At 49.2% G+C, this 22,227-nt stretch carries 17 protein-coding genes and 6 pseudogenes; 9 read left to right on the top strand and 14 right to left on the bottom strand.

The features are described 5' to 3' along the window. Complete coding sequence (locus tag DZ54_RS0107795) at positions 1 to 1,311, top strand: TIGR03503 family protein (RefSeq protein ID WP_025673667.1); 1,311 nt, start codon at positions 1 to 3, stop codon at positions 1,309 to 1,311. Between the two features lie 76 nt (positions 1,312 to 1,387). Here the strand turns inward: DZ54_RS0107795 and fadE are convergent. Beyond that, positions 1,388 to 3,831 (bottom strand): annotated as a pseudogene (fadE, locus tag DZ54_RS20050) (acyl-CoA dehydrogenase FadE). A gap of 303 nt (positions 3,832 to 4,134) precedes the next feature. Between fadE and lpcA the strand changes: the two are divergent. After that, positions 4,135 to 4,714, top strand: a pseudogene (gene lpcA / locus DZ54_RS20045) (D-sedoheptulose 7-phosphate isomerase). Between the two features lie 21 nt (positions 4,715 to 4,735). Beyond that, positions 4,736 to 5,527: a class II glutamine amidotransferase gene (locus tag DZ54_RS0107780; protein ID WP_025673666.1), complete on the top strand. Its 792-nt coding sequence runs from the start codon at positions 4,736 to 4,738 to the stop codon at positions 5,525 to 5,527. A 42-nt stretch (positions 5,528 to 5,569) separates the two neighbouring features. On the opposite strand, the gene purN is transcribed toward DZ54_RS0107780, so the two are convergent. Together purN and purM are read right to left on the bottom strand one after the other, a co-directional pair. After that, complete coding sequence (gene purN, locus DZ54_RS0107775; RefSeq protein WP_025673665.1) at positions 5,570 to 6,208, bottom strand: phosphoribosylglycinamide formyltransferase; 639 nt, start codon at positions 6,206 to 6,208, stop codon at positions 5,570 to 5,572. Then, positions 6,205 to 7,248, bottom strand: coding sequence for a phosphoribosylformylglycinamidine cyclo-ligase (gene purM / locus DZ54_RS0107770; protein WP_025673664.1), 1,044 nt, complete (start codon positions 7,246 to 7,248; stop codon positions 6,205 to 6,207). The genes purN and purM overlap by 4 nt, the downstream gene beginning before the upstream one ends. A 182-nt stretch (positions 7,249 to 7,430) precedes the next feature. On the opposite strand from purM, the gene upp reads away from it, so the two are divergent. After that, positions 7,431 to 8,057: a uracil phosphoribosyltransferase gene (upp, locus tag DZ54_RS0107765; RefSeq protein WP_025673663.1), complete on the top strand. Its 627-nt coding sequence runs from the start codon at positions 7,431 to 7,433 to the stop codon at positions 8,055 to 8,057. A 65-nt stretch (positions 8,058 to 8,122) separates the two neighbouring features. Here the strand turns inward: upp and dxs are convergent. The 3 genes and pseudogenes from dxs to xseB all read right to left on the bottom strand — a co-directional run bounded on the left by dxs (position 8,123) and on the right by xseB (position 11,158). Next, positions 8,123 to 9,993 (bottom strand): annotated as a pseudogene (gene dxs, locus DZ54_RS20040) (1-deoxy-D-xylulose-5-phosphate synthase). Between the two features lie 27 nt (positions 9,994 to 10,020). Beyond that, the gene (gene ispA / locus DZ54_RS0107755; protein WP_025673662.1) at positions 10,021 to 10,920 is read right to left on the bottom strand and encodes a (2E,6E)-farnesyl diphosphate synthase; all 900 of its coding nucleotides are present in this window, start codon (positions 10,918 to 10,920) and stop codon (positions 10,021 to 10,023) included. Beyond that, positions 10,913 to 11,158 (bottom strand): exodeoxyribonuclease VII small subunit, encoded by a 246-nt coding sequence (xseB, locus tag DZ54_RS0107750; protein WP_025673661.1) that lies wholly within the window; start codon positions 11,156 to 11,158, stop codon positions 10,913 to 10,915. The genes ispA and xseB overlap by 8 nt, the downstream gene beginning before the upstream one ends. 224 nt (positions 11,159 to 11,382) lie before the next feature. Here xseB and pomA point away from each other — a divergent pair, with 224 nt between their 5' ends. The 3 genes from pomA to thiI all read left to right on the top strand — a co-directional run bounded on the left by pomA (position 11,383) and on the right by thiI (position 14,722). Then, complete coding sequence (gene pomA, locus DZ54_RS0107745) at positions 11,383 to 12,144, top strand: flagellar motor protein PomA (RefSeq protein WP_025673660.1); 762 nt, start codon at positions 11,383 to 11,385, stop codon at positions 12,142 to 12,144. Positions 12,145 to 12,190: 46 nt separating this feature from the next. Beyond that, positions 12,191 to 13,129: a flagellar motor protein MotB gene (locus tag DZ54_RS0107740; protein ID WP_025673659.1), complete on the top strand. Its 939-nt coding sequence runs from the start codon at positions 12,191 to 12,193 to the stop codon at positions 13,127 to 13,129. A 144-nt stretch (positions 13,130 to 13,273) separates the two neighbouring features. After that, positions 13,274 to 14,722, top strand: coding sequence for a tRNA uracil 4-sulfurtransferase ThiI (gene thiI / locus DZ54_RS0107735; RefSeq protein ID WP_025673658.1), 1,449 nt, complete (start codon positions 13,274 to 13,276; stop codon positions 14,720 to 14,722). Between the two features lie 70 nt (positions 14,723 to 14,792). Here thiI and DZ54_RS0107730 read toward each other — a convergent pair whose 3' ends face one another. The 8 genes and pseudogenes from DZ54_RS0107730 to DZ54_RS0107700 form a co-directional block, all read right to left on the bottom strand. Beyond that, a complete protein-coding gene (locus DZ54_RS0107730) occupies positions 14,793 to 15,398 on the bottom strand; it encodes a DJ-1 family glyoxalase III (protein WP_025673657.1) in 606 nt (201 codons plus the stop codon). Next, complete coding sequence (locus tag DZ54_RS0107725; RefSeq protein WP_025673656.1) at positions 15,395 to 16,285, bottom strand: ketopantoate reductase family protein; 891 nt, start codon at positions 16,283 to 16,285, stop codon at positions 15,395 to 15,397. Before DZ54_RS0107725 ends, DZ54_RS0107730 begins: the two co-directional genes overlap by 4 nt. Positions 16,286 to 16,396: 111 nt before the next feature. Continuing rightward, positions 16,397 to 17,251, bottom strand: coding sequence for a nucleoside-specific channel-forming Tsx family protein (locus DZ54_RS0107720; protein ID WP_051415963.1), 855 nt, complete (start codon positions 17,249 to 17,251; stop codon positions 16,397 to 16,399). 177 nt (positions 17,252 to 17,428) lie between these two features. Next, positions 17,429 to 18,752, bottom strand: a pseudogene (locus DZ54_RS20035) (AmpG family muropeptide MFS transporter). An 89-nt stretch (positions 18,753 to 18,841) separates the two neighbouring features. Further along, positions 18,842 to 19,398, bottom strand: a pseudogene (locus tag DZ54_RS20030) (peptidylprolyl isomerase). A gap of 5 nt (positions 19,399 to 19,403) precedes the next feature. After that, complete coding sequence (locus DZ54_RS26730; protein ID WP_276201998.1) at positions 19,404 to 19,673, bottom strand: YajG family lipoprotein; 270 nt, start codon at positions 19,671 to 19,673, stop codon at positions 19,404 to 19,406. Further along, entirely contained in the window at positions 19,643 to 19,972 is a 330-nt protein-coding gene (locus DZ54_RS26725; protein WP_276201997.1) for a YajG family lipoprotein, read from the bottom strand. Before DZ54_RS26725 ends, DZ54_RS26730 begins: the two co-directional genes overlap by 31 nt. 25 nt (positions 19,973 to 19,997) lie before the next feature. Continuing rightward, positions 19,998 to 21,134, bottom strand: a complete 1,137-nt coding sequence (locus tag DZ54_RS0107700) for a methyltransferase (RefSeq protein WP_025673654.1) — start codon at positions 21,132 to 21,134, stop codon at positions 19,998 to 20,000. A gap of 171 nt (positions 21,135 to 21,305) precedes the next feature. Between DZ54_RS0107700 and DZ54_RS0107695 the strand changes: the two genes are divergently transcribed. Both DZ54_RS0107695 and DZ54_RS20020 read left to right on the top strand, forming a co-directional pair. Then, positions 21,306 to 21,617 (top strand): BolA/IbaG family iron-sulfur metabolism protein, encoded by a 312-nt coding sequence (locus tag DZ54_RS0107695; protein ID WP_025673653.1) that lies wholly within the window; start codon positions 21,306 to 21,308, stop codon positions 21,615 to 21,617. Between the two features lie 407 nt (positions 21,618 to 22,024). Further along, positions 22,025 to 22,227: pseudogene (locus tag DZ54_RS20020) on the top strand (Na(+)-translocating NADH-quinone reductase subunit A); the annotation flags it as partial.

Here is a 22,227-nt window from a genome sequence, read left to right as displayed (position 1 = left end):
ATGAGAAAGCGGTGGTGGGCAGTTTGTTTTTGTTTCCCTTTATTGGCACACGCTAATGAACAAGAGATCCGTCTACTGGAAAACCGCTTTCGCGTTGACCCAACCATTGAGCGCGCCGCGTTTGTTATTTATAGAGAAAAACCCAGTATGCCCGTGGTCTTAGTGCGACCTGACGGGAGTAAATATTACGCGTGGCGACACCCAGATAATGTATCTTGGCATCAAGAAGCTGATATGGACATTGTATCGATCAGCGATCCGATGCCTGGGCCATGGCAAGCAATTGGGCGTGTTAGCCCTGATAACAAAGTGAAGGTGCTGAGCGACTTGCGAATGCAAGTGGAAGACTTGCCCGGCCGACTTTATCAAGGCGAAGCGGTTAAATTCACTGCGCGCTTAATGTTAGGAGATGAGCCCCTCAATCTGCGAGACTTTATTCGGCGAGTGGATCTCACCGTGAGTTTTACTGAATTTATTAAAGATCCTGCATCGCTTAATCCTGACCAACGCCCTCAGCCAAAATCACTTGGTCAGTTTAGTGATGATGGAACAGAATTAGATGAATCGCCTAATGATGGGGTTTTTACAGTATCGCTACCTATTAATGTGATGCCCGGTAAGTACCGAGCGCGCGTAACGTCTGGAAATGGGATCTTCTTTCGTACCCTTGAACAAGACGTTCTTGTATATCCAACCCCACTGATGGCGACGTTTAAACAGAGTCAGATAGATGGCGAACCGCATCAATTAAACATTCAAATGGAACAAGCTAGCATTGAACCGGGCAGTGTGTCTGTGCATGCCAAGTTTACAGATACAGAAGGCAAGACCACGGTTTATCCAAAAAGTAGCGAGGAAAAGTCAGAGACGATCTCGCTGGACGTTCCCTATGCAACGACGCCTGGGCAGTATAAATGGCAAGCAACGTTATATGCGACAGATCAATTGTCGGGACGCCCGCTAGTTTTTCCTCTACCAGAGCAGACGTTTGCTGTCACAGATTATGAAGCGCTAGAGCAAGCCGAAGCGGAGCGTGAAGCGCGAGAGCAGGCGATGATGGAGGCGGCTGAGGCTCGGAGGCGAGAAAGAGAGCGGACTGAAGCACGTACAACGTCTCTCACCATTATTGGGTTAGGAAACTTACTTGTCATCTTGATTGGCGCCGCAACTTGGTTTGTGTTGAAAAAACGTAAAGCAAAAAAATTGGCAGAAGCCGCGCAAGAGTTAGAAGCGCCGCCACCGGATAAAGATGCTGAGACAAGTGAAGAGATGGATGATCTGGATATGGATGGACCGAATAAAAACGTTTAACTACACAGTTAAACGTAAAAAAAGAGAGGCGAACGCCCTCTCTTTTTTGGTTGCTTACGTTTAATACAAGGCGCGGCTAAGCGGCATTATGCATCTTATTTTCTTTCACCGATGCGGCCGGCAACTCCGCAGGATCAAAGTCATCGACATTGATCGTTTCCAGTCGTCCTTGCTCGGCTTCTCGCAACAAGTCAGCTTCCTGCTCTGAAATCACCCCGGCGTTTAACCCTTTATCCGCGACTTGATCAAGGAACATGAACGGCAGTTTCTCACCAATGCCGTCACAGACCTTCTTGTGAATAGGCTCAGCATTGAGGATGTCATGCAAGGCTTTCTCGATATTACCGATTGCATTGCCTGGCTCAAAGAATTGACCACGGCCAATACGGTCCCGAGTGGCACTAGGCGATTGTAAAATGACCGCCAACTTACCATCGAGACGATCGCCAGGCTGGCGGCGCCCTCTACCAAGCGGGAACACCAACGCTCTGACTAACCCTGCGATGACACGATTCGGGAAGTTAGCGAGGAAACCATCTAACGCTTGCTCTGCTTGGAACATCGCGTCTTGCATGCCCCAATGGACCAAAGGAAGATCCTCGGTTTGGTAGCCTTCGTCGGCATAACGTTTCATGGTCGCTGATGCCAAGTAGAGTTGGCTGAGGACATCACCCAAGCGCGCCGATAAGCGCTCTTTACGCTTCAGGTTGCCGCCCAATACCGCCATAGAGACATCAGCCAGTAGCGCTAGCGCAGAGCTGTAGCGATTCATCTGTTGATAGTAACGACGTGTCGCATCTTTACGTGGTGCGTTTGAGAAACGCCCATCGGTTAAACCAAGCCAAAAGGTGCGGGCAACATTGCTAAACACAAAGCCGACGTGACCGAATAGTGCTTTATCAAATGCCGCAAGTGCCGCTTTCTGATCGCTATTCTCGCTTGCGCGAATCTCATCTAAAACAAAAGGGTGACAGCGAATCGCGCCCTGACCAAAGATAATCATCGAGCGGGTAAGAATATTCGCGCCTTCCACGGTGATCGCAATCGGTGAACCCTGGTAATTACGCCCCAAGTAGTTCTTAGGCCCCAAGCAGATGCCTTTCCCCCCAATGACATCCATCGCATCAATGACGCTTTGCTGGCTGCGATGGGTACAGTGATACTTCACGATGGCTGAAATAACCGAGGGTTTCTCACCGGCATCAATCCCTGTCACGGTCAACGCGCTTGCCGCATCCATGACATAGGCATTACCCGCGATACGTGCTAATGGCTCTTCAATCCCCTCCATTTTGCCGATCGGAAGTTTGAACTGACGACGAATGCGCGCATAAGCACCGGTTGCTAATGCGGCCGATTTTAGCCCACCGGTGGTATTTGAAGGCAGTGTAATGCCACGACCGATGGATAAGCATTCCATCAACATTCGCCAGCCCTGACCAGCCATCTTTTGTCCGCCGATAATGAAATCCATCGGAACAAAGACTTCGTGACCTTGAGTCGGACCATTTTGGAAAGGCACATTCAGTGGGAAATGGCGGCGACCAATTTCTACACCTTCCATATCGGTTGGGATCAATGCGCAAGTGATACCAAGCTCGTCTTGATCACCGATTAGATGATCGGGGTCACGCAGCTTGAATGCTAAGCCTAAGACAGTCGCGACCGGTGCCAGCGTGATATAACGTTTGTTCCAGGTAATTTTCATCCCCAGGACTTCTTCACCGTTCCAAATGCCTTTGGTCACCACGCCATAGTCAGGAATAGAGCCCGCATCCGAACCGGCCTCTGGCTGGTCAATGCAAAACAAGGGATTTCCTTTCCTTCGGCAAGGCGGGGGAGATAGTGGTCTTTTTGATCCTCGGTACCATAATGTTGCAGGAGTTCACCGGGACCGAGTGAGTTAGGAACCCCCACGGTTGACGATAGTACGCCAGAAACACCAGACAGCTTTTGCAGAACTGAAGACTGCGCATAAGCGGAAAACTCTAAGCCACCATATTGTTTTTTGATGATCATGGCGAAGAATTTATTGTCCTTCAAATATTGCCAGACGTCTTCGGGAAGATCGGCAAGCTCATGCGTGACCTGGTAATCATCAACCATGCGACAAACCTCATTAACGGGTCCGTCAAGGAAGGCTTGTTCTTCGGCGCTAAGCGTTGGTGCTGGAATGTCATGCAGCTTGTTCCAATCCGGAGCACCGCGGAATAAATCGGCTTCCCACCAGACGGTGCCCGCGTCGATCGCTTCTTTTTCCGTTGCCGACATATCTGGCATGACGGATTTGAATGCTTTAAAGGCAGGCTTACTCAGCCAATTGCGACGAAACGTCACAATATTTAGTGGCAAAGCAATGACGGCAAAAATTAACCACGTAATTTGCCCGACACTCCCGATTACGGTCCCTACAACTAATCCGGCTGCTAGTACTGCAGTCGAAACCAGCAATTTAGCACGATGGTATGCGAGTACACCGGCCAGTATTAGCATGGCGACGATATATAACCCTGTTGCCATCACGTCATCTCCTTCGGTTTAATTTGGCTCTTACGCGTCGTGGTAAGAGGTCGTACCACTCAATGTAACAATAAAATTAAATAATTGTAAAATGATACGGTGTGACCTAGCTTGCAAGGTCAGAAAATCCTCACTGTGGTTATTGCACAGATGGAAAGATAGGTTGCCATTCAAGCAAACGTGACCGAGCTCGCTTGCAGGGTGACAACGGTAGTCGACAGCCATAAAACGATACGGGTACACTGGCAGATGTACTGCCTGATGCCTAATGGGCGTGATATTTGTTAACAGTGGGAAGGTGCCATGTACCAAGATATTATTCGCGGTGAGCTTTCAGAAGCTGCCGATGTGTTAACCGCATTTCTAAGTGATGACAATAACATCCAGCAGATTGAAAAAGCGGCGAGACTCCTTGCTGATCGTTTTAAAGCCAGCGGCAAGGTGTTGTCTTGTGGTAATGGTGGCTCACATTGTGATGCGATGCATTTTGCTGAGGAACTCACCGGGCGTTATCGCGAAAACCGCCCAGGTTACCCTGCGATTGCTATTTCCGATCCAAGTCATATTTCCTGTGTATCTAACGATTTTGGCTACGAGTATGTTTTCTCTCGTTATGTTGAAGCCGTGGGTATGAAGGGGGATGTTCTGTTTGGCCTATCGACTCGGGGAATTCGAGGGAGACATCTTAAACGCAATGGAAGCGGCTCAGAAAAAGGGCATGAAAACCATCATGCTAACGGGCAAAGACGGCGGCAAAATGGCAGGGTTGGCGGACATTGAAATTCGCGTTCCACACTTTGGTTATGCTGACCGTATCCAAGAAATTCATATCAAAATTATCCATATTCTGATCCAATTGGTGGAAAAGGAAATGGCAGCATAATTCTCGGAGGTAGATGAAAGAATGTGTGAGCTGCTTGGCATGAGTGCCAACGTCCCAACGGATATCTGTTTTAGTTTTAGCGGCCTGATTCAACGAGGAGGCAAAACAGGCCCGCATCGTGACGGCTGGGGGATTACTTTTTACGAAGGTAAGGGATTTCGTACCTTTAAAGATCCGGCACCCAGTAGTCAATCTAAAGTTGCGGAGCTGGTGACCCATTATCCGATCAAAAGCTGTTCGGTCGTCAGCCATATTCGTCAAGCGAACCGGGGCGGTGTGAGCTTGGAAAACACGCATCCTTTTACGCGAGAAATTTGGGGGCGCCACTGGACTTTTGCCCACAATGGTCAACTCTCTGGGTTTGAGAGTCTTGAAACAGGACACTTCAAACCCGTGGGGGAGACCGATAGTGAAAAGGCTTTTTGCTGGTTGTTAAACGAGCTGTTTAAGCATTACCCAAAGCAGCCGGACAATATGTGTGAGGTGTTTGATTTTATTGCTTCACGCTGTGACCAGCTGCGTGCGCTCGGCGTATATAATATGTTGTTTAGCGATGGTGACTATGTGATGGCGTATTGCACCAATAACCTGCATTGGATTACACGTCGTGCGCCATTTGGCCAGGCCAGTTTGATCGATCAAGAAATGACGGTCGATTTTCATGAGCAGACGACGCCGAATGATGTGGTAACGGTGATTGCCACCCAACCACTGACCAATAATGAGAACTGGCATAAGATGCAAGAGGGGGAGTACTGTGTGTTCCACTTTGGTGAGGTTTATTGCTCGAACCAAGCTAGCGTCGCATCATAATACATTAACAGGCGCCTAAGCGCCTGTTAATATCAACACTGCTTAATCGTCAGCCGCGTGGCCTGCAGGGCCGAGTGGCTGATCATCCAGCCAAGCACGCCCATCTTCCATTTTTATCCGTCCATCAATGAACCATTTAACCACCAAGGGGTAGATTCGGTGTTCTTGTTGTTGAACTCGAGCGGCGACGGAATCAACCTCATCCTCTGCGAATATAGGGACACGAGCTTGTAATATTACGGGTCCACCATCGAGTTCTTCCGTGACAAAATGCACCGATGTCCCATGCTCTTGGTCGCCGGCATCAATGGCACGCTGGTGGGTATGTAGTCCCATATACTTCGGGAGCAGTGACGGGTGGATATTCAGCATACGCCCCGCGTAGTGGTTGACAAAGCCCGAGGTTAAAATACGCATAAAGCCAGCTAATACCACTAAATCAGGTTGATACACATCGATAGCCTGAACCAAAGCAGTATCATAGTCTTCGCGGCTGGCATACGCTATATTGGCAACGACTTGAGCGGGAATACCGGCCTGCTCGGCACGTGTTAGGCCATACGCGTCAACTTTATTGGCAATAACGGCAACGATACGTGCCTCATAGCCTTGATGAAACTGATCAATGAGCGCTTGCAGGTTTGAGCCACTGCCAGAAATTAACACGACAATGCGCTTCATTCTGTTAGCTCCACTTGCGCTTCATCGGCGTTTGCGTGTGCAATATGACCAAGTTGCCAAGCGGTTTCTCCTGCTTCATTGAGCAAGGCGATCGCGTTGTCTGCTTCAGCCTGTGGCAATGCAATCACCAAGCCGACACCACAGTTAAACGTACGAAGCATTTCGTAATCGCTGACATTGCCTTTTTCCTGCAGCCAGTTAAAGATGACTGGCCACTGCCAGCTGGCACTGTCGATCACCGCTTTTGTCCCAGCAGGTAACACGCGAGGAATATTCTCCCAAAAACCACCACCTGTAATATGAGATACCGCGTGGATAGAGGTGTGTTCCTGCAACGCTAAGACAGATTTGACGTAAATACGGGTCGGTGCCAGCAAATGATCGATGAGGGGTTGACCGGCCAATGGCGCGTCGAGATCGGCTTGGCTTACGTCGAGGATTTTACGGATCAGAGAGTAACCGTTTGAGTGCGGCCCACTGGAGGCTAAGCCTATCAGCGCATCGCCATCGCTGACTTTGCGACCATCGATAAGCGCAGATTTTTCCGCCACGCCCACACAAAAGCCAGCCACATCATAATCATCGCCATTATACATTCCCGGCATTTCTGCGGTTTCGCCACCGATCAAAGCACAACCCGCTTGTTGGCAACCGTGCGCGATCCCCGTTACCACATTTGCGGCGACGTCGACGTCTAGTTTTCCAGTGGCATAGTAATCGAGAAAAAATAACGGCTCTGCGCCTTGCACAATGAGATCGTTGACACACATAGCCACTAGATCGATGCCGATGGTATCGTGTTTGTTCGCATCTAATGCGAGGCGCAGCTTGGTGCCGACGCCATCGGTACCAGACACCAGCACCGGCTCTTTGTATTTGGTCGGTAATGAACAAAGTGCACCAAAACCGCCTAACCCTCCCATTACTTCAGGGCGGTGTGTTTGTTTCACCACGCCTTTAATACGGTCGACCAGTGCGTTGCCTGCATCAATATCGACACCTGCATCTTTGTAGCTAAGAGATGATTGTTTACCGCTCACTGCAATTCCTCGCCGGAGTTGGAAATCAAAAGTCGGCGCTATTCTATCAGTGGATTCAGCGAAAGGAAAACGTTTGCGTAGGCCGTTAAGAGATGATGGGCAATATATGAAGCGCTATGTCTACGCTAGCAAAATACTTTCATGTATACTACTGAGAATTTGTTTTTTGTAAGGAGTCTAAGATGAAGGTCGTGGAAGTAAGGCACCCATTAGTGAAACATAAAATCGGCTTGATGCGCGAACGTGATATCAGCACCAAGCGGTTTCGTGAGCTTGCCACCGAAGTAGGCAGCCTGCTGACTTATGAAGCCACCTCAGACTTCGATACAGAAAAAGTGACGATCGATGGCTGGGATGGTCCGGTTGATGTCGACCAAATCAAAGGTAAAAAAGTGACAGTCGTACCTATCTTGCGTGCTGGACTCGGCATGATGGACGGGGTGCTAGAGCATGTTCCCGGTGCGCGGATCAGTGTGGTAGGTGTCTATCGTGATGAAGAAACCCTTGAGCCCGTGCCGTATTTTCATAAGCTGGCGAGCAACATTGATGAGCGCATGGCCTTGGTGGTGGATCCGATGTTGGCGACCGGTGGCTCGATGATTGCGACTATCGATTTGTTGAAAGAACAAGGCTGTCAGCAGATCAAAGTCTTGGTATTGGTTTCTGCCCCCGAAGGGATCGAAGCACTGAAAAAGACACACCCAGATGTGGAGCTTTACACGGCGGCCATTGATGAGAAGCTAGATGATAAAGGCTATATCGTGCCTGGTTTGGGCGATGCAGGCGATAAGATTTTTGGTACCAAGTAAATCGGCGTTATAAGACAAAAAAACCGCTATGGATTAGCGGTTTTTTTGTTTAATGGGGTTAAAACTTAGCGTAGCTTCGCAAGGTAGCGCCGGATTTGTGCTTCAATACCGGTGCTATCTAATTCAATATCGGCATGAATTTCGTGTTGTGTGCCTTGTGAAATAAAGCGATCGGGTAAGCCTATTTGCAGAACGGGTTTGACCGTTCCCTGTGCCATCAGCGTCTCAATCACCCCAGAACCTGCACCGCCGGCTACTGCGTTCTCTTCCACGGTGACCAAACAATCATGGGTTTGTGCCATTTCCTCGATCAGGGTGTGATCAAGCGGTTTCGCAAAGCGCATATCAACAACCGTCGCGTTGAACGCCTCTGCCGCTTCCATTGCATTGGGCAACAAAGTGCCAAAGTTAAGGATTGCAATGCGCTCACCTTGACGTTTGACCACGCCTTTACCCATGGGGATAGCTTGCATTTTGCCTTCGATGACGGCGCCAATACCGCTGCCCCGTGGGTAACGAACCGCGGCTGGGCCATCGTGAATATGACCGGTATACAGCATTTGGCGGCATTCGTTTTCATCGCTGGGTGTCATGACAACCAAGTGGGGGATGCAACGCAGGTAACTTAAATCAAACGCGCCTTGGTGGGTTTGACCATCGGCGCCCACAATCCCACCGCGATCAATGGCAAACAGCACAGGCAGATCCATGATCGCGACATCATGAATAAGCTGATCATACGCGCGTTGAAGAAAGGTGGAATAAATCGCCACAACCGGATGATAGGTACCAATCGCCATCCCCGCGGCAAGTGTCACCGAGTGTTGCTCTGCGATAGCAACATCAAAGTACTTATCCGGATGCGCCTTAGAAAAGCGCACCATGCCCGATCCTTCTCGCATGGCTGGTGTAATGGCCAACAATTTGTCATCTTGCTCGGCCATATCACACAGCCAATCCCCGAATACATTCGAGAAGGTCGGGCTAGAGGGCGTAGATTTAGGTAAAGTATGCACGCTAGGATCAAATTTAGGTACCGCATGATAGCCAATCGGATCGTTTTCTGCGGGCTCGTAGCCTTTGCCTTTTTTGGTCATCACATGTAAAAACTGCGGTCCTTTTAGATGACGCATGTTTTTAAGCGTTTTGACCAGCTCTTCGACATCGTGCCCATCAATGGGGCCAATGTAATTAAAACCTAACTCTTCAAACATGGTGCCAGGCACGACCATGCCTTTGAGGTGTTCCTCTGCACGGCGTACTAATTCTTTAATCGGCGGTGCGCCTGAAAGCACCTTTTTGCCGCCTTCGCGAATGCTGGTATAGACATTGCCAGAAAGCAATTGCGCAAAATGATTATTCAAGGCACCGACGTTTTCGGAGATAGACATCTCATTGTCATTGAGTACGACTAACATATCGGGCTTCACATCCCCGGCGTGATTCATGGCTTCAAACGCCATCCCCGCGGTAATGGCACCATCGCCAATCACACTGACCACACGTCGGTTCTGTCCTTCTTTTTCCGCGCAGATAGCCATCCCTAGTGCCGCGCTGATTGAGGTCGAAGAGTGCCCGACCGATAATACGTCATACGGCTTTCTTTTCGCCAAGGGAAGGGGTGAAGACCGCCTTTTTTCCGGATAGTGGGCATCTGCTCTCGCCGTCCGGTTAGGATTTTGTGAGGATAAGCTTGATGCCCTACATCCCAGACGAGGTGATCAAACGGCGTGTTATAGACATAATGCAGCGCCACAGTGAGTTCCACCGTGCCCAGCCCTGAAGCAAAATGGCCGCTTGAATGACTCACTGTGTTGAGCAAATAGGTACGTAACTCTTCGCATAGCTGAGGTAGGTGGTCACGCGGTATAGTGCGCAACTCTTCAGGCGTATCAGCGAGCGCGAGTGTTGGGTATTTTGATATATCCAGTGTCATAATGGTTCGGCGCTTTTATTAATCATGCTAGTTGTTGCGCTCGATGATATATCGGGCAAAAACTTCCAGTTGCTCGGTATTGTAGGGGATCGCCTCCAAGGCGTGTAGTGCTTCTTGGTAAAGTTGCGCTGCTTTTTCTTGAGCGCCAGCGAGACCAAGTAAAGCCGGATAGGTGCTCTTTTCCGCACTCACATCGGAACCTTGCGGCTTTCCAAGCGTTTGCGTATCGCTGGTGATATCCAAAATATCATCTTGAACTTGGAATGCGAGTCCAATGGCCTCAGCAAATCGGTCTAACTCTTTGAGGTATTTAATCCCTGCATCCCCTGCCGCATAAGCACCTAATCGGACTGCCCCTTTGATCAGGGCTCCGGTCTTATTGCGATGAATACGTTTTAAAGCATTCAAATCAACAACCTGCCCTTCGGCGGCTAAATCAAGCGATTGACCTAGACACATCCCTGACGCTCCGCTTGCATGGGCTAACGCTTTCACCATGTGAATACGATAGGGAAGGGCGTTTGGATTGAGTTCCCCTTCAGCAAGCACTGTAAAAGCCAGTGTTTGTAGTGCATCACCGGCGAGAATGGCCGTTGCCTCATCGAACGCAATATGACAAGTCGGCTGACCACGGCGCAAACTGTCGTTATCCATCGCCGGWAAATCGTCATGGATTAACGAATAGGCGTGAATACACTCTACCGCCACCGCGGGCGTGTCGAGCTGCGCTAACGGTACCCCGAAAAGTTGTCCCGTCGCATAGGTCAAAAAAGGCCGAATCCGCTTTCCGCCTAGTAACAAACCATGACGCATCGCTTGAATCAGAGGTTGTTCCTGGTGAGCTAGGGTATCAAACCAGGACTCAAGTTGTTGATTATTTCTCGTTTGCGTCTCGCGCAGGGCATCTTTTACAACCGTGTTAATCATTGTTTTGGGGAGAAAACTCAGTCAGTGGCCCATCGTCTTCTTGCGATAGCAAGACCTCGACCCGTTGCTCGGCATCCGCAAGGGTTTTTTGTCCTTGGCGAGTTAATGTGATACCTCGCTCGAAGCGCTTCATTGCAGTATCTAGTGGCAGTTCGCCGGATTCTAACGCGCCAACGATACTATCTAACTCTTTGAGCGTGTCCTCAAAGGTCATATTTTCTGGTTTCTTCACAGCCATGATGCCATAAAATGAGAAAAGAGAGGCTAGACGGTAACTCAGCGGTGAAAAGTGGTCAAACCGCAGAGGACGATTTTGTGTTATTCCCCCCCTCAAGCGATAAATGGCATGTTATCCTTGCTGGTACTTACCGATTTACGCTAAACCTAAAGGGGTGGTTGCCGATATAACCAATACCCTGAAAATGAACAACAATGATTTGATGGTAGTTAAGGGAGACTGACGTGGATATAGCGACGCTCATCGGCATTCTCGGTTCGTTCGCCTTTGTCGTAATGGCGATGCTGCTGGGCGGTACCATGAACATGTATTTTGATGTTCCATCGGTATTGATCGTCATCGGGGGCAGCCTATTTGTGGTCTTAACCAAATACACCATGGGGCAATTTTTTGGTAGTTTTAAAATCGCGGGCAAGGCTTTTATGTTTAAGTCTGACGACCCTGAGGATTTGATTGCCAAGATTATCGAAATGGCAGACGCTGCCCGTAAAGGGGGGTTTTTAGCCCTAGAAGAAATGGAAGTAAACAACTCGTTTATGCAAAAAGGCGTAGATTTGTTGGTTGATGGTCATGATGCGGATGTGGTCCGTGCTACTTTAAAAAAGGACATCAGCTTGACGGAAGAACGTCACGATCATGGCATTGGTTTTTACAACGCGTTAGCGGATGTTGCGCCAGCTATGGGAATGATCGGGACTTTGATTGGCTTGGTGGCAATGCTTTCCAATATGGATGATCCAAAGGCGATCGGCCCCGCGATGGCAGTCGCCTTGCTGACAACCATGTATGGCGCGATGCTCGCAAACATGGTGGCAACGCCGATTGCCAATAAACTGGCATTACGCAAAGAACAAGAGAAGTTAAATCGTCGTCTGATTATGGACGGCTTACTCGCGATTCAAGATGGACAAAACCCGCGTGTGATCGATGGCTTTTTGAAAAACTACCTCAATGAAGGTAAACGAGTAGTGGATGTCGATAATTAATGCGTTCGCGGTGATCAGCATAGATAGCGAGATTTAAGGAGTCCTCATGGCACAAGAGCAAGAAGAAGAGGAATGTAAATGTCCGCCCCCCGGCTTGCCGCCGTGGATGGGAACGTTTGCAGACTTGATGTCACTGCTTATGTGCTTTTTCGTCCTTTTGTTGTCATTTTCTGAGATGGACGTGCTCAAGTTTAAGCAAATCGCAGGCTCAATGAAGTTTGCGTTTGGGGTGCAAAATGTTCTTGAGGTGAAAGATATCCCCAAAGGGACCAGTGTGATTGCACAAGAGTTCCGTCCAGGGCGACCCGAGCCGACGCCGATTGATGTGATCATGCAGCAGACGATTGATATGACGCAGCGCACTCTCGACTTTCAAGAGGGACAAGATGACCGCTCTGGAGGATCTCAGCGCACGACCTCCGACAAAGAGGGGGGGTCGAGCGCTCAGGTTGCTTCACAGCTTGAACAACAAAGGATGCAAGAGCAACTCGAACAATTACAAAAAGCTTTGATGCAGGCTTTGCAGCGCGAGATAGAAGAAGGCGCGATTGAGGTTGAAAACCTCGGCCAACAGTTAGTCATTCGCGTTCAGGAAAAAGGGGCTTTCCCACAAAATTCTGCCTTTTTACAGCCCAAGTTTCGTCCGATGGTGCGACAAATTGCGCAGTTGGTAAAAGATGTTCCCGGTGAAATCAAGGTGTCAGGCCATACGGATAGTACGCCGCTAGAGTCTGAATTGTATCGGTCTAATTGGGATCTCTCCGCTCAGCGTGCGGTCTCCGTAGCACAGGAAATGGAAAAAGTCCCCGGCTTTAACCATTTACGGATGAAGGTAGAAGGCTTGGCCGACACCCAGCCGCGCGCACCGAACAGTTCCCCTGATAATCGCGCCGCCAATCGGCGTGTAGAAATTGCTGTGATGCAAGGGAAACCGAGCTTTTCAGACGAAATTTCAGCCGATAATGTGGCTGACCCCATTCCTTAAATCCTCAGCGGCGATCACGACTTATCAGTTTAGGAGAGTGAACGCCGTCTTTCTGTTATTTGATAGACGCAAAAATGACCGGTTTCAGCGAGGCTTTGGTTACTGTATAATCCGCGGCTTTGTTTCAGCTGTATCGAACCGGTTATGAAGTTTATTGTTAAAATTCACCCTGAAGTGATCGTCAAAAGTGAGTCAGTCAGAAAGCGTTTTACTAAAATTCTCGAATGCAATATTCGTAATATTCTGAAGCGTCAAACTGATAATACGGCGGTCTATAACCGTCGGGATCACATTGAAGTGACATTAAAACAACCGAATGAGCGTCAGCTGGTGCTGGATGTATTAACCAACACACCCGGCGTGCAAACCGTGCTTGAGGTTGAGCAGACACTGTTTGACGATTTGCATCATATTTATGCGCTCACCCTAGCGGGTGTACGTGAGCAAATTGAAGGCAAAACGTTTTGTGTCCGAGCCAAACGCCGCGGCAAGCATGACTTTAGTTCTATTGAGCTTGAACGCTATGTGGGCGGTGGGTTAAACCAAGCCGTTCCGTCGGCAAGCGTACAGCTGAAAAAGCCTGACGTGACCGTGATGATGGAAGTTGACCACGATAAGTTGAACTTGGTGAAGCATCGTCATACCGGCTTAGGCGGTTTCCCGCTGGGCACGCAAGAAGACGTACTGAGCTTGATTTCCGGAGGCTTCGACTCTGTCGTGTCGAGTTACCTGCACATCAAACGTGGTAGCAAAGTCCACTATTGCTTTTTTAATCTTGGCGGCAAGTCCCATGAAACTGGGGTCCAGCAAGTCTCGCACTTTTTATGGAACAAATTTGGCTCATCGGCCAAAGTGAAGTTTATTTCAATAGATTTTGAACCGGTGGTGGCCAACATTCTTGAAAATATCGATAGTGGTCAGATGGGTGTCGTACTTAAACGTATGTTCATGCGTGCCGCTGCCATGGTCGCAAAACGCTTTGGCATTCAAGCCTTGGTGACTGGCGAGGCACTGGGGCAAGTATCGAGTCAGACGCTGACCAATTTGCGCATGATCGATAATGTGACCGATAGCCTGATTTTGCGCCCGCTGATCAATTGGGACAAAGAAGATATTATTGATACCGCGCGTAAAATTGGCACCGAAGAGTTTGCCAAAACCATGCCGGAATATTGCGGCGTGATATCGAAAAATCCAACGGTGAAAGCGGAACAAGCCAAGCTGGAGCACGAAGAAGAGAAATTTGACTTTACGCTGCTGGAGCAGGTTGTTAATGATGCAACCGTTATGGATATTCGTGCGATTGAAGCGCTGAGCCAGGAGAAGGCTCCAGATGCAGAGTTAGTCAACGAGGTTGCGAAAGGCTCCGTGGTGCTTGATATTCGTAGTAACGAAGAGCAAGAAGACAAACCGCTGGTGGTTGATGGTGCAGAGGTCACGCATATTCCCTTCTTTAAGTTGGCGACGAAATTCGGTGATCTAGACCAAAGTAAAACCTATTTGCTCTATTGCGAGCGCGGGGTGATGAGCCGTCTGCAGGCGCTTTACCTCAAAGACATGGGCTTTGAGAATGTCAAAGTTTATCGAGTGTAATCTGATGAAACGCTAAATAAAAAACAGGCAGCCAATCAGGCTGCCTGTTTTCTATTTAGCCCCAAGGAGCTTAGCTTTCGGTGAACTTTTTCTCATAATGCAGTTGAGGCAAAGGCATCATCGGCTCAGCGATCTGCCAAGCCAGTTTTTTGCCGCCGAGAACATGGACGATTTCAATCGCGAATTCCATCGCTGAGCCTGGCCCCTGACTGGTGATTAAACGATGATCATAATCGGTCATCACCCGGCGCCGGCTTAGCCATTGTTCGGGGATCTGATCGCTGACACTCGGGTGGCAGCTCATATGAGAGCGGGGAAAAAGCTGGTGGCGTTGAAGCACTAAGGCCGGCGCCGCACAAATTGCGGCTACCCAGACTTGATCGCTTTGATGCTGTTTAATGATTTCTGTTACCAGGGTGCTATTACCTAAACACCGTGCCCCGTCAATGCCTCCCGGTAAAACCACGCAGTCAAATGGTTGATCGGCCACGGCGGCGAGTGTGGTGTCACAGACGATCACCACCCCACGTGATCCGGTGAGAGTGAGCGCCCCATCAGGCGCTGCACTGGCGACGGTCACGTCAAACTCTGCCCGCCGCATAACGTCAATCGCCGTCACTGATTCTATTTCTTCGCTACCGGGGGCCATGCAAATGAGGATACGTTGTTGACTCATGAGGATTCCTTATTCCGTTGACCTTGTTTTACCGCCTGATAGAGCTGCTGATGATGTGGGGCCGATATGTGGTGTGCAGCGGCACGCTGAAGCACATAGCCGGTAATGTATTCGAGCTCTGTCGGGCGTTGATAAAAGACATCACGATTCATGGATGAATAGTTGTTTGCCGTTGCTTTTGCCACGGTATCAATCTGTTGGCGGATTTCCGTCACCGTGGTGGGGATCCCTTCGGCACGCATTACATTGGCTAATTCTTGGCAGAGTTCGCGAATAATAGGATCATAGTCGAGTTTGAGTAACTCACCATTTGGGATGCCATGAATCGCAGTGAGTGGATTAATTACGCTATTGATGGCCAGCTTAAACCAAAGTGATTGAACAATGTTCCCCTTCCACGTCACGGTGGGGAGGGCATGATCAAACACCTCGGCAACAAAAGTGCAGGCATGACCGGCTTGGTTGCCAGGGCCGATGGTTGTTGGCCCACAGCCTGTATGCTGGTAGTCACCGGTACGGTGGCGACAGACGCCATGGGAGGTAGTCGCAAGCAGTAAGGGTTGACGTTCGGATAGCTGTGCGGCGAGCCATTGATGTGGTCCCATCCCGTTATGCATCAGTACAACTAGGGTATCTCGGTGCAAATAGGGTAGATAGGGGAGCAATGCGGTTTGGATATCATAGGCTTTGGTGCAGATAAGCCAAAGATCGCTTTGTTGCATCAAAGCGGTTTGGTTGGCCGGCAAGGTGCACGATGTACCATCTAAAGAAAGGGTGCGTTCACTTGCGTTGCCTCGCGTGACCAGATTAACGCTGTGCCCCGCTTGGGTCAGTTTCACCGCCCACAATGTGCCGATAGCACCGGCGCCTATCAGGGTGATCCTCATGACACTTGCCTACAGATTAAAAGGCCAGTGTATCACAGACAGCGTAGAGGGAGAGTAGGGGAGCGGTGAGAGCAGCGCCAGCCAAGGCTTTAAGACCGGCGCTGTGTGAGATCAGAATTTGTAGGTGGCGTTTAGGTAGTGAGAAATACCTGAACTGTCAGCGCTATCGCTATCTTCAATCAAATAGACATCATTATAGGCTTTTAGACCATACCCGAGGGCGTAGTTGTCTGAATGCCAGTACAGGCCATTAAACATCGCACCGCCATGGGTCGTTTGGTTGTTGCCTTTAAAGGTATCGTCGGCACCAAATTGGTAGTCGATATAACCTTGGTAAGACAGGAAGCTGCCATTGTCGAAAAAGTGGAACGGTTTAAACCAGTTGGTGGAGAATTGATAGCCATTCCAATCTTTGTTGTTGATGTCATACAAACCGTAGAGGTTCATGCCCACTTTGCCAAACCAAGGCAGTTCGACATCAGCACCGATACCCCAGAATGAATTGTTAGTGTCTTGTTTGCCACCACCCCAGTTAAACAAGGTCGAGAAGTAGACTTCTTGCACGGGACCAAACGACAAGTCTTGACCCGTGATGCCGTCAATCGAGAAGCGGGGTGCTAACTTCATAAAGGACTTAGCGGCGTCTTTCTTATTGTTGTTGTCGCTGTCGCTTTCTGCCAAGTCAAAAATGTCGACGTAGCCATAAAGATCGACCACGCCTTTACGGCCGCCAAACTCCATCTCTAGGTAGTTATGGTCTTTGTCAGTATCGGTACCAAACTGTGGTTTTTCATTAATGGCATACATAGCATTAAACTGAAGCCATTTGTGATCATTTTTGTAAATGTCATCGGAGTAATCGGCGGCGTTAGCCAGTGGTGCTGCGCCGGCTGCCATGACGGCGAGTGCGAGTAGGGATTTTTCATGGTGACTGCCTCTTCTGGATGTGAGTTGCGCGGTGCGCATTTGTTAAGGGCAGTATATGGATTAAGTTCACTATAAAGAATGCAATAAACATAGACACACAATCAGGCTGTGATCAATGGCGGTTTGTAACGGTTTACATGACAGTTTTATGTGATCTTTATTAATAATTAGACGGCAGTGGAGCGAAATTTTGCACTCCGCTGTGATGTAGTGAGGTTAGTCGCGACGTGAATCTAGGCAGTGTTTCGCCTCTTGAGCGTTTTGTGACGGGGATCGGCGGAATTGCCTGCCGATGTAGATCAGCATGACCAGTCCAGGAATCACCATCAGCGCGGTTATTACGAAAAATGTTGACCAGCTATCGAGCCAGTCGACCATCATGCCACTAAAGGAGGCAACGGTGGTGCGGCCGAGATTGCCCAGCGACGCCAAAAGGGCGTATTGGGTGGCGGAGAACGCACGGCCTGTCAGGAAGGTTAAGAAAGACACAAAGGCAATGGTGGCAAACGCGGAGGTAAAGTTATCGACCAGGATCGCGCCAACGAGTAAATGCTCGTCAGGCCCAACGATGGCAAGCCAAGCAAACATTAGGTTACTGGATGCCATTGCTACACCACCGATAAATAGACCCTTGATCACACCAAAACGTAGGTTGATGTAGCTACCAATCAGGGTATAGATCACCGTCAATCCCCAACCCATCAGCTTGGAGTAGTAACCAATTTGTTCATTGGTAAAGCCGACATCTTTATAAAACACGATCGACATCCGCCCGAGGAAGGCTTCACCGAGTTTGAATAAAAAGACGAAAAGCAGCAGCGTTAATGCCACTTTCACCCCATTGCGGCGGAAAAACTCAGCAAATGGCTCTACCACGGTGACCGCTAGCCACGCACGTAAGCCACTGTACCCTTGCGCCAAATAGTGGCGAGTGGCAGCATCTTGGCGCTGTTCACGGTCACTGTCTGGTTCTTTTACATACAGCGTCGCCAATGCCATTAAGCCGATAAAGCCGGCCATGATCACATAAACATGATTCCATCCGATGGCATCGGCATTAATAAAGCCGATATAGCCTGGGACTGAATAGCCGGTCCACCAACCAATCACCGACATCGCGACGCGAGCGGAAATTTGTCGGTTTCGTGTTCAGCAAAGTTATCAATCCGAAAAGCGTCAATGGCAATATCCTGGGTGGAAGATGCCAATGCAATCGCAAAAATGAGTGAGGATAGTACGACAGTGGTGAGCCAAGGATCGACGGCTTTTAGTCCTTGTAAGTCAAGCTGTGATAGTGCCAATGTGGCAATCAACATAACCGCCTGCGTCGAAAAAATCCAACTACGGCGCTGCCCCAGTCGCTGAGAGAGAAACGGAACCTTGATGCGGTCGAGTAGCGGCGCCCATAAAAAGTTTACCGCGTAGAGGACGAAAACCGAACCAAACAAACCAATGGCGGTGCGTGATAGCCCTCATCGGCCAGCCAACCATTTAAGTTGGAGCCAATCAACACCCAGGGAAAGCCACTACAGCAACCCATTAAGAAAACAAAGAGTAAGCGGCGATCGGCGTAGGGCGCCAACGTTGCCTTGAACTTGGATGACAGCATAGTGGTTAGCCTACTTGTCGCTATTGAGAGGACATCCGGTAGATATTGGTGATAACAATCGGCTGTTGCGGTACATCTTGCATGCGCTTGCTTGGAATGGTCACGGTTGGCTGCTCGGTTATCACTTGTAGGGTATTAAAACCTTCCACCACTCGGCCAAAAACCGTGTATCCCACTTTATCTGGCGTGGCGTCTAAAAAGCCATTATCACGGATGTTAATATAAAATTGCCGCGTGGCGGAGTCGGGATCTTGCGTGCGTGCCATGGCGATCGTCGCGCGCCGATTTTTTAAACCGTTCGTCGACTCATTGGCTACCGGTGCGTAACTCGGCCGGCGATTAAGGCTTTATCAAACCCGCCGCCTTGCACCACAAATCGTGGGATCACCCGATGAAACTGAGTACCAACATAACTGCCATCGTCAACATAGCGCAAGAAGTTAGTCACCGTTTTTGGTGCCTTTTGCGAGTTAAGTTTCACCGCAAAATCACCCATAGTGGTCTCGACCTTAACCATGACACTGGCTTGTACTGGTGTGATAACCAGCACAAGCATCCAGAGAAGCGAACGATACATCATGCTTAAAAGTGTGCTTTCATATGATCAAGGAGTTGCTCGTCGTTAGCGATATCTTGTAACACCGCCTCGAGCAAATTGTTTAGCGCCAGTTCGATATCATCAGGCGATGCGCTGCTGACACCACTTTGGGTTGACTTGCCGGTGTAACGCTTCACAAAGCGACCATCAGGGGATTCAGCAACCAGCTGTAATTGTACTGACGCTTCCATATCATGTTTAAACACGGTGTGTTTGACACGGACTAAAGCATCAAGAATGTCGAGGCGTAACATCCGGGGCCATTGGCAACCACACGGAACCCTTGTGACGAAAGTTGACGAGATAGCGTATCTTCCAATACGACGCGTAGATTTTGGCTAGCATGCAGTGGCTTGACGTTAGAACGCCCACTGTCTATCACCGCAACGAACTGTGCGGTACGTAAATCTTTACTCTTCACCACAACAGGAAGGTTGTTGACCTGTTGTTGATTGGATGACGCTGGAGACGGCGCGATAGTCAGCTGTGGTTCTCGGGGGGTCGAACAGCCCGCAAGGACCAATACAACGGCAGCAATAATCAGTTTTTTCATTGGAGTCGGTTTCCTTTTCTTAACATTAGGCATTGACTGCCTTGAGAATAACGAATTTTTTATTCGACGCAACGACAGTGACATTACCAAAAAGACGTTTTAGCTTAGTATGATAGCCGAGATGGCGGTTACCGATGACTAAAAGCTCGCCATTCGTGGTCAGAACACGTTTTGCGTCACAAAACATTTGCCAAGCAATATGATCGGTAATGGTTTGCTGCTGATGAAATGGCGGATTACAGAGGACAAGGTCGATATCTGTGTGTTCAAAACCCGTCAGGCAATCTCTCGGCTCACACTGGAAGCGGTTGGTGTTAATACCATGGCGATGTAGGTTATGTGTTGCACTGGCCACGGCCATATGGCTTTCATCAACCGCATGAATAAATGCCGCTGGATTATTTCGCGCCGCTTGTAGCGCCAACACACCGTTACCACAGCCCAAATCGACAATTCGTTTAAAACGCGTCTGACTGGGAATATGCTGCAGCATTAAATACGCCGCAATGTCGAGTTTCTTGGCGGAGAAAACATTGGGCCAGTTAGCCAGTCGCATTGAGAATTCTGGCACATCAATATCGCTTACCGGATCGAACGGTGGCGCTGGTTGCTTGGTTGGCGTGGTAAAAATTAAGCGTGCTTTTTTCTTCGCCAACGAGGTTGTCGTTGTACCAAGCCAGTGCTCGAACTGATTGAGGGTCGAGGTATGAATCTCTTTCGCTTTGGCACCGGCTAACACGCGCGTGTGCTCGTCAGTGATACCGGCCAGTTGCTGAAGTTGCCAAGTGAGCATCTTACTACTTTTCGGCACGCGCAGTATGACCGCATCGATATCCGTTGGTAAGGCATCTACGCTGGTAAGTTGCGTGATACCCACGAGATCATTTTGTGCCAAATTCTCAATCGTGGCCTGCTGCGAAATAACCGAATCGCTAACTTGAATAACATCAAACCCCTGCAGGCTAGCCCAGCAACTGAGGGCACCAAATTGATCGTTAATGATCAAAATGCGTGCATGAGCACGTAATGCCCACGTACTGGCGTGCTCAATCAAATACTCATCGGCTGCATCAAAGGCTTGTAAGGTCTCATTGTGTCGGCGCGGGTAACGATGCAATGTTAGGGCGGATTCGCTGCTTGGAATTGGAAGCTCTGTTTTCATGGGAGTGTTTGCGTCGGAAGTCACAGACTGCGTATATTGTCGCACTCAAGCAACAACTGCAATTTAAACCCAGGACAAACTGTCCGTCTTTGCCAAATTAAACACTGGGCTCGCAATTTTATCGATAGCGACTAAGATTTGGGCAGGTTGCCCTAAAACCTTGGGGACAACATGAAAATTGAAACAGACATAATAGAAAAGCTGAAGCAGGCGTTTACACCGGACTATCTTGATGTGTGTAATGAAAGCTTTATGCATAATGTACCAGAAGGGGCAGAAAGCCACTTTAAAGTGGTCGTGGTCTCTGAGCAATTTAGTGGACAGCGGCTCATACAACGTCATCGAGCGGTGAATACTACTCTGGCGGATGAATTAGCAGGGGAGGTTCATGCGCTCGCTATTCACACCTATTCACCCGCAGAATGGCAAGAACAGATCCAAGCGCCCGACTCACCAGCATGCCGAGGTGGTAGTAGAAACTAGTCATGGGTTGGTCAAGGTGAATATGATTTTATCTTTCACTTTATGGCAACAATTTCTTACATAAAGGGCTGAAGCTTCGCTCCGTGTCGCCTATGGCCTGATAGGTGTTAATCCGTGCCTGAGCCAGCTGGTGGCTGCCTGTAACGTGCAAAAAACGGCAGCAAAACTGTGAAGTTACAACGCGCATTATTTGTACAGGTAGGGATAATTGCCACACCCTAGTGACAATATCCATAGAATCCGTGCTGGGGTTAATGATAGAATCTCGTGCTTAAAGACTAACCTAGGTTACCTTTGTGTGATGATATGGTTAGCAGGATGTTGCGACGGTGTGCCTTAGGCCGCTATTCAGTCGAAAGTCGTGTCTTTTACTGCGCAATAACAGAATTCTTTTTCCCGTTAATGTAGTGCAAGTGCGTATGATTACAATAAAAAAGGGTTTGGATATCCCCATTGCAGGGACCCCTACTCAGGTGATAAGTGATGGCCCAGCCATCAAGAAAGTCGCCTTGCTTGGCGAAGAGTACGTTGGAATGCGCCCCACTATGCATGCGCGAGTGGGTGATGTAGTGAAGAAAGGCCAAGTGGTTTTCGAAGATAAGAAAAACCC

It is taken from the genome of Salinivibrio socompensis S35 (assembly GCF_000513715.1).
In the GTDB taxonomy this organism is placed as follows: domain Bacteria; phylum Pseudomonadota; class Gammaproteobacteria; order Enterobacterales; family Vibrionaceae; genus Salinivibrio; species Salinivibrio socompensis.
Note: the sequence above shows the minus strand (reverse complement) of the source record. Positions and strands in the feature narration are given on the sequence as shown.

Excerpts from the sequence above, each read along its gene's own strand:
- DZ54_RS0107795 (WP_025673667.1), top strand. The coding sequence starts at position 1 with ATGAGAAAGCGGTGGTGGGCAGTTTGTTTTTGTTTCCCTTTATTGGCA.
- DZ54_RS0107780 (WP_025673666.1), top strand. The coding sequence starts at position 4,736 with ATGTGTGAGCTGCTTGGCATGAGTGCCAACGTCCCAACGGATATCTGT.
- purN (WP_025673665.1), bottom strand. The coding sequence starts at position 6,208 with ATGAAGCGCATTGTCGTGTTAATTTCTGGCAGTGGCTCAAACCTGCAA.
- upp (WP_025673663.1), top strand. The coding sequence starts at position 7,431 with ATGAAGGTCGTGGAAGTAAGGCACCCATTAGTGAAACATAAAATCGGC.
- xseB (WP_025673661.1), bottom strand. The coding sequence starts at position 11,158 with ATGGCTGTGAAGAAACCAGAAAATATGACCTTTGAGGACACGCTCAAA.
- DZ54_RS0107740 (WP_025673659.1), top strand. The coding sequence starts at position 12,191 with ATGGCACAAGAGCAAGAAGAAGAGGAATGTAAATGTCCGCCCCCCGGC.
- thiI (WP_025673658.1), top strand. The coding sequence starts at position 13,274 with ATGAAGTTTATTGTTAAAATTCACCCTGAAGTGATCGTCAAAAGTGAG.
- DZ54_RS0107730 (WP_025673657.1), bottom strand. The coding sequence starts at position 15,398 with ATGAGTCAACAACGTATCCTCATTTGCATGGCCCCCGGTAGCGAAGAA.
- DZ54_RS0107725 (WP_025673656.1), bottom strand. The coding sequence starts at position 16,285 with ATGAGGATCACCCTGATAGGCGCCGGTGCTATCGGCACATTGTGGGCG.
- DZ54_RS0107720 (WP_051415963.1), bottom strand. The coding sequence starts at position 17,251 with ATGCGCACCGCGCAACTCACATCCAGAAGAGGCAGTCACCATGAAAAA.
- DZ54_RS26730 (WP_276201998.1), bottom strand. The coding sequence starts at position 19,673 with ATGTTACGCCTCGACATTCTTGATGCTTTAGTCCGTGTCAAACACACC.
- DZ54_RS26725 (WP_276201997.1), bottom strand. The coding sequence starts at position 19,972 with ATGAAAAAACTGATTATTGCTGCCGTTGTATTGGTCCTTGCGGGCTGT.
- DZ54_RS0107700 (WP_025673654.1), bottom strand. The coding sequence starts at position 21,134 with ATGAAAACAGAGCTTCCAATTCCAAGCAGCGAATCCGCCCTAACATTG.
- DZ54_RS0107695 (WP_025673653.1), top strand. The coding sequence starts at position 21,306 with ATGAAAATTGAAACAGACATAATAGAAAAGCTGAAGCAGGCGTTTACA.